This window comes from Pedobacter cryophilus, from assembly GCF_005116455.1.
Taxonomy (GTDB): Bacteria; Bacteroidota; Bacteroidia; order Sphingobacteriales; family Sphingobacteriaceae; genus Pseudopedobacter; species Pseudopedobacter cryophilum.
This window is the reverse complement of sequence record NZ_SWBP01000001.1, coordinates 510,880-525,440: the sequence shown is the minus strand read 5'-3', so window position 1 is coordinate 525,440 and position 14,561 is coordinate 510,880. Positions and strand designations below refer to the sequence as shown.

Annotated in this window: 12 protein-coding genes; 8 read left to right on the top strand and 4 right to left on the bottom strand. The window is 35.1% G+C overall.

Translation table 11 applies throughout. The annotated features are described in order from the left end of the window. Positions 1 to 81 precede the first annotated feature (81 nt). Positions 82 to 690: a tRNA-(ms[2]io[6]A)-hydroxylase gene (gene miaE / locus FA046_RS02220; protein ID WP_205943590.1), complete on the top strand. Its 609-nt coding sequence runs from the start codon at positions 82 to 84 to the stop codon at positions 688 to 690. 5 nt (positions 691 to 695) lie between these two features. After that, on the top strand, positions 696 to 887 hold the full coding sequence (locus FA046_RS02215) for a hypothetical protein (RefSeq protein ID WP_136824725.1): 192 nt from the start codon (positions 696 to 698) through the stop codon (positions 885 to 887). Here the strand turns inward: FA046_RS02215 and FA046_RS02210 are convergent. After that, entirely contained in the window at positions 884 to 1,945 is a 1,062-nt protein-coding gene (locus FA046_RS02210) for a hypothetical protein (protein ID WP_136824724.1), read from the bottom strand. The two genes, FA046_RS02215 and FA046_RS02210, sit on opposite strands and share 4 nt — an antisense overlap. After that, on the bottom strand, positions 1,942 to 2,655 hold the full coding sequence (locus FA046_RS02205) for an SAM-dependent methyltransferase (RefSeq protein ID WP_136824723.1): 714 nt from the start codon (positions 2,653 to 2,655) through the stop codon (positions 1,942 to 1,944). Before FA046_RS02205 ends, FA046_RS02210 begins: the two co-directional genes overlap by 4 nt. Positions 2,656 to 2,921: 266 nt before the next feature. Here FA046_RS02205 and FA046_RS02200 point away from each other — a divergent pair, with 266 nt between their 5' ends. Continuing rightward, entirely contained in the window at positions 2,922 to 4,376 is a 1,455-nt protein-coding gene (locus tag FA046_RS02200) for a DUF6600 domain-containing protein (RefSeq protein WP_136824722.1), read from the top strand. A gap of 39 nt (positions 4,377 to 4,415) precedes the next feature. On the opposite strand, the gene FA046_RS02195 is transcribed toward FA046_RS02200, so the two are convergent. Beyond that, positions 4,416 to 5,210 (bottom strand): NIPSNAP family protein, encoded by a 795-nt coding sequence (locus tag FA046_RS02195; RefSeq protein WP_136824721.1) that lies wholly within the window; start codon positions 5,208 to 5,210, stop codon positions 4,416 to 4,418. Positions 5,211 to 5,270: 60 nt separating this feature from the next. Beyond that, positions 5,271 to 6,278, bottom strand: coding sequence for a LacI family DNA-binding transcriptional regulator (locus tag FA046_RS02190; RefSeq protein WP_136824720.1), 1,008 nt, complete (start codon positions 6,276 to 6,278; stop codon positions 5,271 to 5,273). Positions 6,279 to 6,586: 308 nt separating this feature from the next. Here FA046_RS02190 and FA046_RS02185 point away from each other — a divergent pair, with 308 nt between their 5' ends. From FA046_RS02185 to FA046_RS02165, 5 genes are all read left to right on the top strand, one after another. After that, entirely contained in the window at positions 6,587 to 9,775 is a 3,189-nt protein-coding gene (locus tag FA046_RS02185; protein WP_136824719.1) for a SusC/RagA family TonB-linked outer membrane protein, read from the top strand. Between the two features lie 11 nt (positions 9,776 to 9,786). After that, positions 9,787 to 11,583 carry a RagB/SusD family nutrient uptake outer membrane protein gene (locus tag FA046_RS02180; RefSeq protein ID WP_136824718.1) on the top strand — a complete coding sequence of 599 codons (1,797 nt, stop codon included), beginning with the start codon at positions 9,787 to 9,789 and terminating at the stop codon, positions 11,581 to 11,583. 67 nt (positions 11,584 to 11,650) lie between these two features. Then, positions 11,651 to 13,036: a pectate lyase family protein gene (locus FA046_RS02175; protein WP_136824717.1), complete on the top strand. Its 1,386-nt coding sequence runs from the start codon at positions 11,651 to 11,653 to the stop codon at positions 13,034 to 13,036. 3 nt (positions 13,037 to 13,039) lie between these two features. Then, positions 13,040 to 13,804, top strand: coding sequence for a rhamnogalacturonan acetylesterase (locus tag FA046_RS02170; RefSeq protein ID WP_136824716.1), 765 nt, complete (start codon positions 13,040 to 13,042; stop codon positions 13,802 to 13,804). Continuing rightward, complete coding sequence (locus tag FA046_RS02165) at positions 13,804 to 14,559, top strand: rhamnogalacturonan acetylesterase (protein ID WP_136824715.1); 756 nt, start codon at positions 13,804 to 13,806, stop codon at positions 14,557 to 14,559. Before FA046_RS02170 ends, FA046_RS02165 begins: the two co-directional genes overlap by 1 nt. Positions 14,560 to 14,561: the final 2 nt, after the last annotated feature.

Below are 14,561 nucleotides of genomic sequence, written 5' to 3'. Positions count from 1 at the left end.
GTGTTCTTCTAAAAAATTATAAATCAATAGCTATTATACTTTTTGAAAACAAATTTTGTCCAAATAAGTTAATTTTGCACTATGAGCGAGAAAACCATGTTTAAACTTCAACTGCCTACCGATCCTTTTTGGGTAAAAAACGTAGTAGAAAGTAACATCGAAGAAATATTAACAGATCATGCTTATTGCGAGCAAAAAGCGGCGACTAATGCCATTACGCTAATTATTCAAAACCCAAATATTGCTGAGCTGGTTCAAGAAATGGCCGAATTGGTAAAAGAGGAAATGGATCATTTTAAGCGAGTGCATGCAATTATTATTAAACGCGGTTATACTTTAGGTTTAGAACGTAAAGACAATTACGTAAACGAACTCATTAAATTTTTAAAACGTGGCGGTGGCGAATCTAAAAGAACAGAAAGCATGGTTGACAGGCTTTTATTAGCCGCCATGATTGAAGCCCGCAGTTGCGAAAGATTTAAAGTGCTTTCTGAGTATGTAGATGATAAAGAGCTATCAGAATTCTATCATGAGCTTATGATTTCTGAAGCCACACATTATACCCTTTTTATTGGTTTGGCCCGCAAATACGGCGAAGGCATTGATGTAGAAAAGCGCTGGCAAGAATGGTTAGATTATGAAGGCAAAGTGATACAAAATTACGGCAAAGCCGAAACTATACATGGCTAATTAAAATGGATAATAAACCAGATCAATCTAAATATAAGTGGGGAATATTTTATTTTAACCCTGATGATGAGAATTTAATTGCTCCAAAAGCTAATTCTTTATTTGGCTGGACACTCAATTTTGCTAAGCCATTAGCGTATATTTTCATGTTAATTTTATTATTAATTATCATGTTAATTAAAAGACTTTTGCATTAATTATCTAGGCCTTTTGATTCTTTTGGTTGTAAAGGGTCTTTTGCTTTCATCATGATAATGCTTTTGAGGTAATTATCTATAATGTCTATATCAATAGAATCGCTAATTAGTCCAATGTATCTATCAGGCCTAATAATCAAGGTTTTTCTTTCTCCTGTTAATATTTGAAAAGTATCAAAAACGGGTTGATTTCTCTCGCTTGGTGGCAAATAAAATAATTGTACAGCATAGTTTAACTGTAGCCATTTAGCAATGGTAAACAGATGGCTGGGTGTTAAATAGCCAAACATAAAAACAGAAAAATGGCGATAGTTACACCATTTATAAAGAGAGGATTCTGTTTGAAGCTGCTCGTCATAAAAATTTAAATCGGGGAGTAAATCACCAGCTTCAATATTTCTATGCTGACTTAAATGCAAACTAATTTTACTGTCAACCAAATTAAGTTCTCGCTTTTTTGAGCTAAATAATTGCTGAATTACTTTATGAAATTGCTTTTTCGAACTATTAAAAATATCAAATTGTTCTTTTAAAAGGTCTACTTCTTTAGGGTAAGATTCTAATATTTTTTGATCCAAATTGTTGTTTAAAACACCAATTAAGCGCCAGGCCAAAGCAAAAATATTTCTAAAATTTAAAATGGATTGAGTTTGATTTGATAACAAATCATGTGTAGTATAAAAGTATTGGCTTTGGTGTTCAAAAATTTCGTTCTCGTGTTTTAACCTATAAATTTGAGAAGATGCTTTTGGTTTTGATGATACCTGGGTATCCCAAATCACACTACAAAGATTAGTTGCCAAAACCTTTAGGCTTTGCTTAACAAAATCAGCCGCATTAATTTTAGGTTTCATATTGGTTTCTAATTCAAAACCAATGTGCTGTAGCAATTCAAAACTATAATTATCTAGGGTAATTTCTGCAATACCAAATGCTACTGGTTTCCATTCATCAACCACTAAAACTTTAACCCCACAAGTACTTAAAATACTTGCAAAAGCTAAAGAAACTGGGTTTATCCCCGATATTAGAATTGATGAACTAGAAGGAATTCTCATCGTGTTCTATACAAAACAAAAATAGTAGGCTGTTTATGTAAATCTGGTTGTGCTTTTTTCCAATCGCCAATAGTTTTAGTTTGTACAAACTCATCAGCAGCAGTAAGATTGCTGGCAATACATAATTTAGTGTCATTTCTACAACTTCTTAGAATTTCATCCAACATAGGGTTATTTCTAAAAGGCGTTTCCATAAATATTTGGGTTTGCTTAAATCTTTCGGCAAAACCTTCCAAATCTTTAATTTTTTTAGATCTATCCATTTTATCAATGGGTAAATAGCCATGAAAAGCAAAACTTTGTCCGTTAAAACCCGAAGCCATTAAAGCCAATAAAATAGAACTCGGGCCCACCAAAGGCACAACTTTTATATTCCTTTTGTGCGCTTCTGCAACAATTTCGGCACCGGGGTCAGCAACTCCAGGGCAACCAGCTTCACTCATTAATCCAACATCATTTCCGGCTTCTAAGCCTTCAAAATACTCGGCTATACTGCCGCCACGCTGATGTTTTCCATAATCATGAATAATAAGCTCGCTTTGTTTGGTTTGTAAACCGGCTTCTTTTAAACAACGTCTAGCGGTTTTTTCGTTCTCAACAATGTATTCTTTGATTTGATTAATGGTTGCCTGAAGGTAAGGAGTTAAAGATTTGCTCTCGGCTCCTTCGGCCATTACCACCGGAATCAGATATAAAGTACCTTTTATCATGTTACAAAGTAAACCATTTGGTTTTAAAATAATTCAAATTGTAAAATCTAAAAATTTGTTGACACCTTTTTAAAATGGATATCGTCTATACTTATAGAACTCATTTAATTTGAGACTTGTTCTTATATCAATATTATAATTTATAAATATGCTTAAATGCAAAATTGTGTTTCGATTATGTTACATAATTTAAGAATAGCAGAGTATTAAAAATAATATTGAGAGCGTTATTTAACAGAATATTTAGTTTTTAAAAGAAGAAAAACATGAGCAGGAGAATCAATCAAACAGTAGCGGCTTTTGGAATATTTATCTTATTACTAAGCTTAGGCTCTAACAAGGTACAAGCGTACCCTAACAGGAGCGTTTCTTTACAGGTTTTTTATGATGAATTATCTTATTATGGTGATTGGATTAACAATCCTGATTATGGTTACGTTTGGCGACCAGATGTTGGAAGCGATTTTAGGCCATATTATACCAACGGAAGATGGGCAATGACAGAGTATGGAAATACTTGGGTTTCTGATTATGAATGGGGATGGGCGCCTTTCCATTACGGAAGATGGTTTTATGATGATTACGATGGTTGGATTTGGACACCAGATACAGAATGGGGCCCAGCTTGGGTAGATTGGAGAACCGGTGGTGGTTACTATGGATGGGCACCTTTAGGACCAAGAATTAACATCAACATTAATATTGGCAGAAGATATAATACGCCTCATAATCATTGGGTGTTTATACCACAAAGGTGCATTTATTATCCATCGTACAGCAGGTATTGGGAACCAAGGCGTAACGTTTACATCTTTAACAATACCACTATTATTAATAATGTATATGTAAACAGAAACGTAAGGTATAATAGTGGCCCAAGGGCTGATGATATTAGAAGAGCAACCCGACAAAATGTACCAGTTTATCGCATAGCAGATAATATCAGACCAGGTTCTACTAGAGTGGAAAAAGATGCCATTAGCATTTACAGGCCCGATGTAAGAAAAGACGATAGAAGCTCTGCTCCAAAATCTATTGCAAGCAGTTCTGCAAGACCGAGTAGAAGTAGTGATAATTCTATTGACAGAAATGGAAATGGTAATGGATCTGTTGCTCAAAGAACTCAAAGACCAGATGCAAGTGGAAATACAGGAAGCTCAAGACCAAGCGGTAGTGCTACAGATAGAGGAATTGATAATCGTTCTCAAAGACCTGATGCAAGTGGAAATACAGGAAGCTCAAGACCAAGCGGTAGCGCTACAGATAGAGGAATTGATAATCGTTCTCAAAGACCAGATGCAAGTGGAAACACCGGGAGTTCAAGACCGAGCGGTAGTGCTACAGATAGCAGATCTCAAAGGCCTGATGTAAGAACTCAACCTGATGGAAATAATCAACCTTCTAGAACTTCAGAAAGTAGAAGTCAAAGGCCTGATGTTTCAAATGGTCAACCATCCGGCAGGTCTAATCGCTCAGATGTTCCAGCCAGAACAGAACGACCAACCTCGCAAGGTAGTGCAGATCAAAGCAGGAGTTCAGCACCACAAAGGCAAGAAACAAGACCTGAAACCAGCAGCAGGCCAGAAAGAAGTCAGCCTGCACCAAGCAGAAGTGTAGAAAGTCAGCGATCAGCACCTGCAAAAAGTGAAAGTGGGAATTCCAGATCATCAGGAAGTACTAGTGAAAGTAGACCAAGCAGGCCAAGTAATAGAGGCAATTAAAAAAAAGCAGCCCACGATTTAAATTGTGGGCTGCTTTTTTTATAAATCAGAATAAGAAGTGCTTCTTAAAAAGGTAGTCTCGTTTTTAGAAACAGTGTTTTTATATTCTGGCAAAGCCGATAACTTTTTCCAAGCATTATCAGCACTAAAAGCTGCCCAATGTGCTTTGCGGTCGTCCATGTTTTCAAAGCTAGTGAGGTACATTAAATTTGGCATTTTTGAACCTGAAATAACACTCCCGTAAAAAACAGGGTTAAAGTTTAAACGACTAAATATTTCTGTTTCCCCACCTTCATTAAACATCTTTACTTTTTTCTGGTGCAATAGTTCAGTAGCGCTTTCGTAACTTCTCAATTCATAAATTTTATCTTTAATAGAGCCACTTAAATTGGGTTTCTTTAATACCGGTTCTTTAAAAAAGCTGTTTAAAAAAATAGTTTCCATTCTATCATAAGGAGATGCGTTATAAGCGGCATTAAGGTAAGCTTTACCATTTTGAAGGTGTTGTTTATCTTGTTTTATTAGGGCGCTTATTTTTGTGAAATGCTTAAAAGATTGGTAAGGAATAATCACCATAATTCGTTTATCTTTTTCAAAGTCAAGGGGCTTAAAAACACCAACTCTGTTTATTTTAGATTGATGAAGGGCTAGTAAAAAAGCCTGTTCTAAATACCTTTCTGTTTTTAATACCTGAGAATCTGTACTACAATGATAGATAATGATTTGAATGAGTTCAGCTTTATTGAGTTGCGCTTTTAGAGGGTTTAAAAAACCAAATATAAAGGCAAGGGCAACTAAACAAATTTTTAATCTGTTTAAACGTTGTTTATTCATGATTTGTTAATTGATGGTAATTTGAAATCTAGTTTATAAGGAATTAAAAAGCTACAATCTCTATTCGTTAATTTGAAAAGTAGTGTTTAACATTTTGGTTTCAAACTCTTCTACCGGATACTTGCTTTCTATTAAATTAATCAACATTTCAGTAGCAATTCGGCCCATTTCAAATGCAGGTTGTCTTACACAAGAAAGGGAAGGTTTTAATAAATCAACCACATCAGAATTGCTAAAACCAGCAATTACTAAATCGGCTCCGGTATTATACTTTTTAAGAGCGGCTAAACAGCCCATGCTTAACCTATCGCTGGCTACAAATATAGCGTCGGGTTTTTGGGGTAAATTTAATAAAGATTTTACGGCCAGTTCTACTTCACCTTTTTCACTGCCACCATGTTCGCAATATTTAATATACTCGTTTTTTACAGGTATTCCATGCTTTTTTAAAGCATCTTCATAGCCAATTTGCCTTTGTTTGGTGATAGATAATTGAGGTGCGTTTGCTAAATGAGCTATTTTTTTGCATCCTTTACTAATCAAAAACTCGGTAGCTTCAAAGGCCCCTTGTGTATTGTTACTAGTTACTTTATGCGTTTGCATGCTTTCTAAAATCCTGTCGAAGAAAACTATGGGTAAACCTTGTTCATGTAATTTTTCAATGTGGGTATAATCTTTAGTTTCTGCTGCTAATGAAATAATAATTCCATCAACAGACCGATTGGCTAAATGCTGTATATTGGTTACTTCTCTTTCATATTGATCATGGCTTTGGGAAATAACCACATGGTATCCTTTATTGTAGGCAATTGATTCAATCCCGGCAATGGCTTGAGAGAAAAAAACATTAGCTACCTCGCACACAATAATTCCTATAGAATAGCTCCTTCTTTCTTTTAAACTTAATGCAATTGGGTTTCTGGTAAAATTAATTTTCTCTGCATATTCCAAAACAATTTTTTTTGTTTCTTCACTAATTTCATAGCCACCTCTTAATGCTCTGGATACCGTTGATGTAGAAAGGTTTAACGCTTTTGCAATGTCTTTTATGGTAGTAGGTTTGAACATTTTCTGGTTTAAATTTCTTGAACTGCTTATGGCTAAAATAGATATTAAAACTTAAATGTGAAAACACTTTTGCATGGATAAGACCTTTAGTTTTTATACGGCAACGTTGCCGGCATCGATTGCACATTTATTTACTTAGTTATTCTTCTTTATTGGCATTTTACTCAGTAATATTGTTAGAACCAATTATAAAATAGACTTTCTATTTAATTTTTTTCGAGCCATTTAGCCTTACTTATAAGACTTGTTTGCGAGCAAAATTATTCTGGATAAGCGCTATTGATAACCATCAATTAAAATCTAAATTTATGATCAAAAAAATTCTACTATTATTTACGTTATGTTTTGTTCTGCAAGATTTTGTGCAAGCACAAACTAAACAAATTAAGGGTAAAGTTAGAGACGACAAGGGCGAGTCTTTAATTGGAGTTGCCGTATCAGTTAAAAATAGCTCACAAGGCACCCAAACTAATGTTAATGGAGATTATAGCATCAGCGTATCCAACGGAAATGCAGTGTTGGTTTTCAGATATATTGGCTACAAAACTCAAGAGGTCGTTATTACTGATCAAACCACAATAAATGTTACTTTATTGTCTGATGCACAAGAGTTGCAAGAAGTTGTAGCTATAGGTTACGCAACAGTAAATAGGAGCGATTTAACTGGTCCAGTTTCTTCAGTTGGAGCAAAACAACTGAGAGATATTCCACTAACTAATGCTGCAGAGGCCTTAACAGGAAAATTAGCGGGTGTGCAGGTGACTACATCAGAAGGAGCACCAGGAGCCGAAGTGCAAATAAGAGTAAGAGGCGGAGGGTCTATTACACAAGATAATTCTCCTATTTTTATTGTTGATGGTGTGCAAGTAGAAAATGCTTTGTCAGTATTATCACCTCAAGATATACAATCAGTTGATGTTTTGAAAGATGCCTCTACAACCGCTATTTACGGCGCAAGAGGTGCAAACGGAGTGGTTATTATTACTACAAAATCAGGTAAACCAGGTAAAACGATAGTTTCTTATAATGGCTCGGTTGGTTTTAGAGAATTATCTAAAAAAATTGATGTTTTAAACCCTTACGATTTTGTTTTATGGCAATATGAGAGAAGTAGAAGTAGCCAAACAGATATTGATGCTTTTGCCAGAAATTATGGGAGTACTTTTGATACTTTAAGTGTTTACAAAAATATACCAGCTGTTAACTGGCAAGAAGAGGTATTTGGTAGAAGCGCTTTTTATCAAAATCATAATGTTGCCATAAGTGGGGGTAGTGAATCAACTACTTTTAACTTAAGTTTAACAGCAAATGATGAGCAAGGATTATTGCTTGAGTCGGGCTTTAAAAGATATTTAGCCAACTTTAAGTTAGACCATAAAGCATCTAGTAAATTAAGAGTTGGTTTAACAGCAAGATATTTGTCTCAAGAAGTGCAAGGCGCTGGCACTACATCAAGCGGTACAAGAACTACCAATAGATTACGCCATAGCATTATTTATCGCCCATTTGAGTTAGCTAATGCTCCTCAGATTGATCAATCTGATGAAGATTATTATTTAAATTCAAATCAAATTCAAAATCCTGTTAATTTAACAAGGGCAGAATATCGTAATGCTCCAACAACAGGGACCAACATTAGTGGTTATTTAAGTTACCAAATTGTAAAAGGCTTAACCTTTAAAACTACTGCTGGTTTTGACAACACAAATGTTAGGCAGGAATTATTTTTTAGTAAAATTACGCCAACAGCCAGAAATTTTGGAACATTACCTGTAGCTTCTCTTGCTATACAAACCAACGGAACTTTTAATAATTCTAACACGCTACAATTTGTAAAAAATGGAATAAAAAAGCTACATGATATTGATTTGTTGATTGGGCAAGAAACCTATGAAACACTTTCTAAAGGTAGCACAGTAGAAACACGTTATTTCCCTGCTGATATTTCTGCCGAAAAAGCTTTATCAAATTTAGGTTTGGGTTCTCCTCCAACAGGTTCAACTCAACCTAGGCCCACTTCTTTTGAGAATCCACCAAACAGAATTTTATCATTCTTTGGAAGAGCTAATTATTCATTCAATAAAAAGATATTAGCATCAGTTGCTGTAAGGGCAGATCGTTCTACAAAATTTAAGTATGAAAAAGGATTGTTAGTTTTTCCTTCTGGTACAGTAGCTTACCGCTTCTCTAACGAAAAATTTATGGAGAATATTAAGTTTATTAATGACGCAAAAGTTAGAGTTGGTTATGGTGTAGCAGGAAACAATAGAATCGGCGATTTATTATATCAACAATTATATGGAGTAACAGGTGAATATGCTTTAAGTCATACTGTTTTACCTGGCTTCGCACCATCGGCCTTAGCTAATGAAGATTTACAATGGGAAAGGTCTGTTTCTCAAAATATAGGTCTTGATCTTTCTTTTCTAAATAATAGAATTCAATTTACTGCAGATGCTTACTTAAACAGAGGAAACGATTTATTGCTTTCTGCAGCAATACCACCAACTACAGGCTATACTTCACAATTACAAAACGTGGGTTCTACTACTAATAGAGGCTTAGAATTTCAATTAAATGCCACAGCCATTAATACTAAAAATGTGAATTGGACTTCTAGTTTCAACATCGCTTTTAATAGAAACCGGGTAGAAAACTTAGGCGCTATTAGAGAGCAAACTAGAAGTGCAGGTTGGCAAGGGTCTGATGGTGCTGATGATTATTTAGTTAAAGTTGGACAGCCAATTGGTTTAATGTATGGTTTTGTAACTGATGGTTTTTATAAAGTAGACGATTTTAATTACGCAGCTGGGGTTTACACATTAAAAACCGGCATGGCCAACAATACTTCCTTGTTTGGAAATCCACAGCCTGGCTCTCTTAAGTTTAAAGATATTGACGGAGACGGTTTAGTAACTTTAGATAAAGACAGAACTGTTTTAGGAAATGCAAATGCAAAATTTACAGGAGGCTGGAACAATCAAGTTTCTTATAAAAACTTTGACATGAGCGTTTTTGTGAATTTTGTAGTGGGTAATGATGTTTATAATGCAAACAGAATTGAGTGGACCAACGGAAGTTTCTTGAACCTCAATTTATTAAGTGAAATGAAAGACAGGTTTACCAATATCAACAGTACTGGTCAAGTAGTAACAGACCCTGTTGAGTTAACTACTTTAAATGCAAATGCAAAAATTTGGTCGCCAGTACGTAACCAAAGGTATTATTTACATTCTTATGCAATAGAAGATGGTTCTTTCCTTCGTATCAATAACTTAACTTTTGGGTACACCATTCCAAAAACAGTACTTCAAAAAGTAAAAATTGCTAATCTGCGATTATATGCAACGGTTAATAATTTGGCAACTATTACTAAATACACAGGTTTTGATCCGGAAATTAGCACAAGAAGATCAGATCCATTGACACAGGGAGTAGATTTTGCAGGTTACCCAAGGGCAAAAACATGGGTTTTTGGAACAAATATTTCTTTTTAAATTTTAAGAATATGAAAATGAGATTTTCAAAATCAATAATAATAGCAATCACCATAATCTCTACATTAGGATTTGTAGGGTGTAAAAAGTATTTAGAAGTTGAACCAGTTTCTCAATACAATGTAGAACAAGCTTTCTCCGACGTATCAAATGCAACTACAGCACTTTTAGGTGTATATGATGAGTTGCAGGGTGATAATGGTTATGGAATACGTATTAATTTATACTATCCTTATGATTCTGATGAAGCCATAGTAAGTGGAGGTTTAGACAATGGAAGAAGGGGAATTGGAAGATACCAGTTATTACTTTCCAATTCAGAATTACGTAATCCTTTTGTACAGTTATACCGTGGGATAGAAAAAGCCAATTTATGTATCGATCAGATACCTCAAATGACCCAGTATAATAACGGTACTGAAGCAGAAAAGAAAGAACTCAGAAGATTACACGGAGAAGCACTTACCTTGAGAGCACAATTTTTATTTGAATTGGTAAGAAACTGGGGCGATGTTCCTGCTCCATTTACACCTTCTTATAAAAATCCGAATCTATATATTCCTCAAGCTAATCGTGATTCTACTTACGATCGTTTAATTGCCGATTTAGCAATTGCCAAAGATTTAGTGCCTTGGAGAACAGAAGTAGTTAGAAATGAAAGAATTACAAAAGGAGCGGTGAAAGCCATAAGAGCTAAATTAGCAATGTTTAGAGGCGGTTTTTCGCTAAGAAACGAAACCAAAACTATGGAGCGCCGAAGCGATTCTCTTAAATATTACACCATCGCAAGAGATGAATGTGCTGATTTAATGGCTAGAAGAGACCAACATACTTTAAATCCTAATTATGAAGACATTTGGAAGCGTTATTTAAGTTCTTTTCAACCTGACCCTTTCGGAGAAATTATTTTTGAAGTAGGTGCAGGTGGCGGCAATAGCAATTCTGATAGCAGAATGGGAAATTACAATGGTCCAAGTGTGAATGCAGCATCAAGATATGGTACTGGTGGCGGGGGTATTCTAACATTACCAAATTACTTTTATTCTTTTGAACCAATAGATACGAGAAGAGATGTATCTATCACCTATTATGCAATTGCAGCCAACAATAACAAAAGCTTAAGACGTTTAGCAGAACTTACTGATGGTAAATTTAGAAGAGATTGGCGTAACCCATTTTTACCAGGTACAGTACTAAATTTAGGTTATAACTGGCCAATTATTCGTTTTGCCGATGTATTGTTAATGTTTGCCGAGGCAGAGAATAAGATTAATGGCTCTCCAACAGCAGCGGCTATTGCAGCATTTGAAGAGGTTAGAAAAAGAGCTTACAGAGGAAATGTGAACAGTATTGGAGTTACACCAACAACTAAAGATGCTTTTTTTAATGCTATTGTGAATGAGCGTTATTTAGAATTTGGTGGTGAAGCTATCCGCAAATATGACTTAATCCGCTGGAATTTATTAGCCTCTAAAATTGCTGAGACTAGAACTAAGCTTCAACAAATTAGAAACTTTCAAGGTGCTTATGCCAACGTTCCTCAGTATGTTTATTGGAAATTAAACGGTGAAGAAATTCAATTCTTTTCTCCAACTCCTTTTACAACAACTGCGGTGCCTAGCCCAACTACTGGCTGGACTAGAACAGACTGGAGACAGCATTTAACATCAAATACTTTGATAGATAATTTACCTTTAGACCAAGGAATTGCTAGATTCTTTGTTCCAAATAAAAGCGAATTATTTCCTTTTGATCAAGCTACTTTAGATGCTTATCGTGGTATATTGAAGCAAAATCCAAATTATTAATCATATTAACCAAAAGCAGGGTTTATTACTTTGCTTTTGGTTTTTTACTGATATAAATTCACTTAAGATGATAAGTAAAACAATCAAAGTTCTTTTGATCTTAATTTTTATCAGCCAAAAAAATACCTATGCTCAATCAATTGCTTTTCCCGGGGCCGAAGGGTTTGGGAAATACACCTCCGGAGGCAGAGGAGGCAAGGTTTATATTGTTACCAATTTAAATGATGATGGCGAAGGAAGTTTTAGAGTTGCTGCAACTGCAAAACACCCTAGAATTATTGTTTTTGAAGTTTCGGGAACTATCCATTTAAAATCAAGATTAGATATTTCTAAAAACGCAACCATTGCCGGGCAAACTGCACCGGGAGATGGTATTTGCTTAGCCGATTATCCGGTAAGTTTAGGTGGCGATAACATTATTGTAAGGTATTTACGTTTTAGAATGGGCGATAGGTATCAAAACAACGGAATGGTTGATGGCGCTGGTAGCGACGATGCTTTTGGTGGCAACGGCAAAACAAATATCATTATAGATCATTGCAGCATCAGCTGGAGTACCGATGAAGTCATGTCGGTTTACCGAGGAGACAGCACCACCTTGCAATGGAATATTTTATCAGAACCACTCAACTATTCTTATCATTTTGAAACCGGCGATAAAGATTTTGAAAAACATGGATACGGCGGAATTTGGGGTGGTACACATTTAAGTGCTCATCATAATTTATTTGCACACTGCAACAGCAGAAACCCTCGTTTTAATGGAGCAAGATTGGGTGCTACAGAAGAATTAGTTGATTTTAGAAATAACGTAATTTATAATTGGGGGCATAATAATGTTTACGGTGGCGAGGGCGGCAATTATAACATGGTAAACAATTACTACAAATACGGCCCAATAACTAGTAAAAACGTAAAATCTAGGATTGTGAACCCGAGCAAAGGAGAATCAGGAATTGGTGAATTTTATGTGGCTGGTAATTTTGTAGATGGTGCTGAAGATGTAACTGTAAATAACGAACTAGGAGTTCATTTAGATAAAAACACCACTGATTTTGAGAAACAAAAAGCTTTGGTTAAAACACCATTTCAGGCTATCAATTTAATAGAAAAATCAGCTGTTTTGGCTTACGCCGATGTTTTAAAATCAGCAGGAGCAAGCTTTTGCAGAGATACTTTGGACAAAAGAATCATCAAAAATGTGAGGAACAGAACTGGAGGATTAATTGATGTGCAAGGCGGGTTTAAACACGGCACAACTTATGAGGAAACCGTAAATGCTTGGCCAACTCTGAAATCAAAAAAACCTAAAAAAGATAGCGACAGAGACGGAATGCCCGATGCTTGGGAAAAGGAAAAAGGCTTAAATCCGGCACTAAATGATGCGTCTTTAAAAAGCTTAGCTAATAATTACACCAACATAGAAATCTATATCAACTCTTTAGTAAAATAAGCGATGAGCAAAAAACATATTTCATACTTTCTAACCATCTGTTTTTTTTTATTGAGCTTTAAATCATTAGAAGAAAAGCAAATTACAGTGTATTTAATTGGTGATTCTACCCTATCCATAAAAGATAAAAGAACATACCCAGAAACAGGATGGGGAATGCCTTTTACTCAATTTTTTGATAAAAATATAAAGATTAATAACCGAGCCATGAATGGCAGAAGCACCAGTTCTTTTATTAAAGAAAATAGGTGGCAACCAGTACTAGAAACCTTAAAAGAAGGTGATTATGTTTTTATCCAATTTGGGCATAACGATGAAGTTTCTACCAAAAAAACATATACCACACCCGAAGAATTTAAGGCTAATTTGTTGCTTTATGTTTCAGAAACAAGAGCAAAAAAAGGTATTCCGGTTTTAATTACACCAGTAGCCCGCAGAAAATTTGATGCAGAAGGTAAAGTGGTAGATACACACCAAGAATATGCGCAATTGGTAAGGGAGGTAGCCTCAAAAAACCAAGTTCCATTAATAGATTTATCTGTAAAAAGCATGGAGCTACTCCAAAATTATGGGATAGAAAAATCTAAATATTTGTTCAATCATTTAGAAGCGGGGCAAAATCCAAATTACCCTAATGGGAAAACAGACGATACCCATTTTAATGAATTGGGGGCCAGATTAATGGCTCAATTGGTATTAGCCGAGATCAAAAACTTGAATTTATCCTTGGTTAACCAAATTGTAAAACCAGTAGAACCAAAAAAATAATGAAAAATAAAATCTTATTATTCGGTTTAGTTTTTTGCCTTTTAGCTTTTAAATCAGCTGATGAAAAAGTAACCATTTGGTTAGTGGGTGATTCTACCATTGCCGAGAAATTAACGACTAAATATCCAGAAACAGGTTGGGGAATGCCTTTCCAAAATTACTTTGACACTCAAAAAGTGACTATAGAAAACCGAGCAAAAAATGGAAGAAGTACCCGCACTTTTTTGGCTGAGGGCTCGTGGTTGCCTATTCAACAAAATTTAAAAGCAGGTGATTATGTTTTTATCCAATTTGGGCATAATGACGAAGGAAAAGGAGAACGTTATAAAGATAGAAGCACCACGCCCGATGAATTTAAAGTTAACCTCATTAAATATTTAGAAGAAACTAAAGCTAAAAAAGCCATTCCAATTTTAATTACCCCGGTTTCTCGTCGCTATTTTGATAAAGAAGGTAATATCAGACAAACTCATGCTCCTTATTCAGATGTGGTAAGGGAATTAGCCAAATCAGAGCAAGTTATTTTAATTGATTTAGATGAAATGAGCCGAAAATTGTATCAGCAATATGGAGCAGAAAACTCTAAACTGCTGTTTTTAGATATGGCGGCAAACGTACATCCAAATTACCCGGCTGGCGTAACAGATGGCACTCATTTTAATGAATATGGAGCTAGATTAATAGCAGAATTAGTTTTAAACGATATCAAAGCTCAAAAACTCCCACTTTCTAAGTTCATCGTAAACTCAAAATAATA

Bases quoted from the DNA above. Each gene is read 5' to 3' on its own strand.
- FA046_RS02165 (WP_136824715.1), top strand. From the start codon at position 13,804: ATGAAAAATAAAATCTTATTATTCGGTTTAGTTTTTTGCCTTTTAGCT.
- FA046_RS02180 (WP_136824718.1), top strand. From the start codon at position 9,787: ATGAAAATGAGATTTTCAAAATCAATAATAATAGCAATCACCATAATC.
- FA046_RS02195 (WP_136824721.1), bottom strand. From the start codon at position 5,210: ATGAATAAACAACGTTTAAACAGATTAAAAATTTGTTTAGTTGCCCTT.
- FA046_RS02170 (WP_136824716.1), top strand. From the start codon at position 13,040: ATGAGCAAAAAACATATTTCATACTTTCTAACCATCTGTTTTTTTTTA.
- FA046_RS02185 (WP_136824719.1), top strand. From the start codon at position 6,587: ATGATCAAAAAAATTCTACTATTATTTACGTTATGTTTTGTTCTGCAA.
- miaE (WP_205943590.1), top strand. From the start codon at position 82: ATGAGCGAGAAAACCATGTTTAAACTTCAACTGCCTACCGATCCTTTT.
- FA046_RS02175 (WP_136824717.1), top strand. From the start codon at position 11,651: ATGATAAGTAAAACAATCAAAGTTCTTTTGATCTTAATTTTTATCAGC.
- FA046_RS02190 (WP_136824720.1), bottom strand. From the start codon at position 6,278: ATGTTCAAACCTACTACCATAAAAGACATTGCAAAAGCGTTAAACCTT.
- FA046_RS02205 (WP_136824723.1), bottom strand. From the start codon at position 2,655: ATGATAAAAGGTACTTTATATCTGATTCCGGTGGTAATGGCCGAAGGA.
- FA046_RS02210 (WP_136824724.1), bottom strand. From the start codon at position 1,945: ATGAGAATTCCTTCTAGTTCATCAATTCTAATATCGGGGATAAACCCA.
- FA046_RS02200 (WP_136824722.1), top strand. From the start codon at position 2,922: ATGAGCAGGAGAATCAATCAAACAGTAGCGGCTTTTGGAATATTTATC.
- FA046_RS02215 (WP_136824725.1), top strand. From the start codon at position 696: ATGGATAATAAACCAGATCAATCTAAATATAAGTGGGGAATATTTTAT.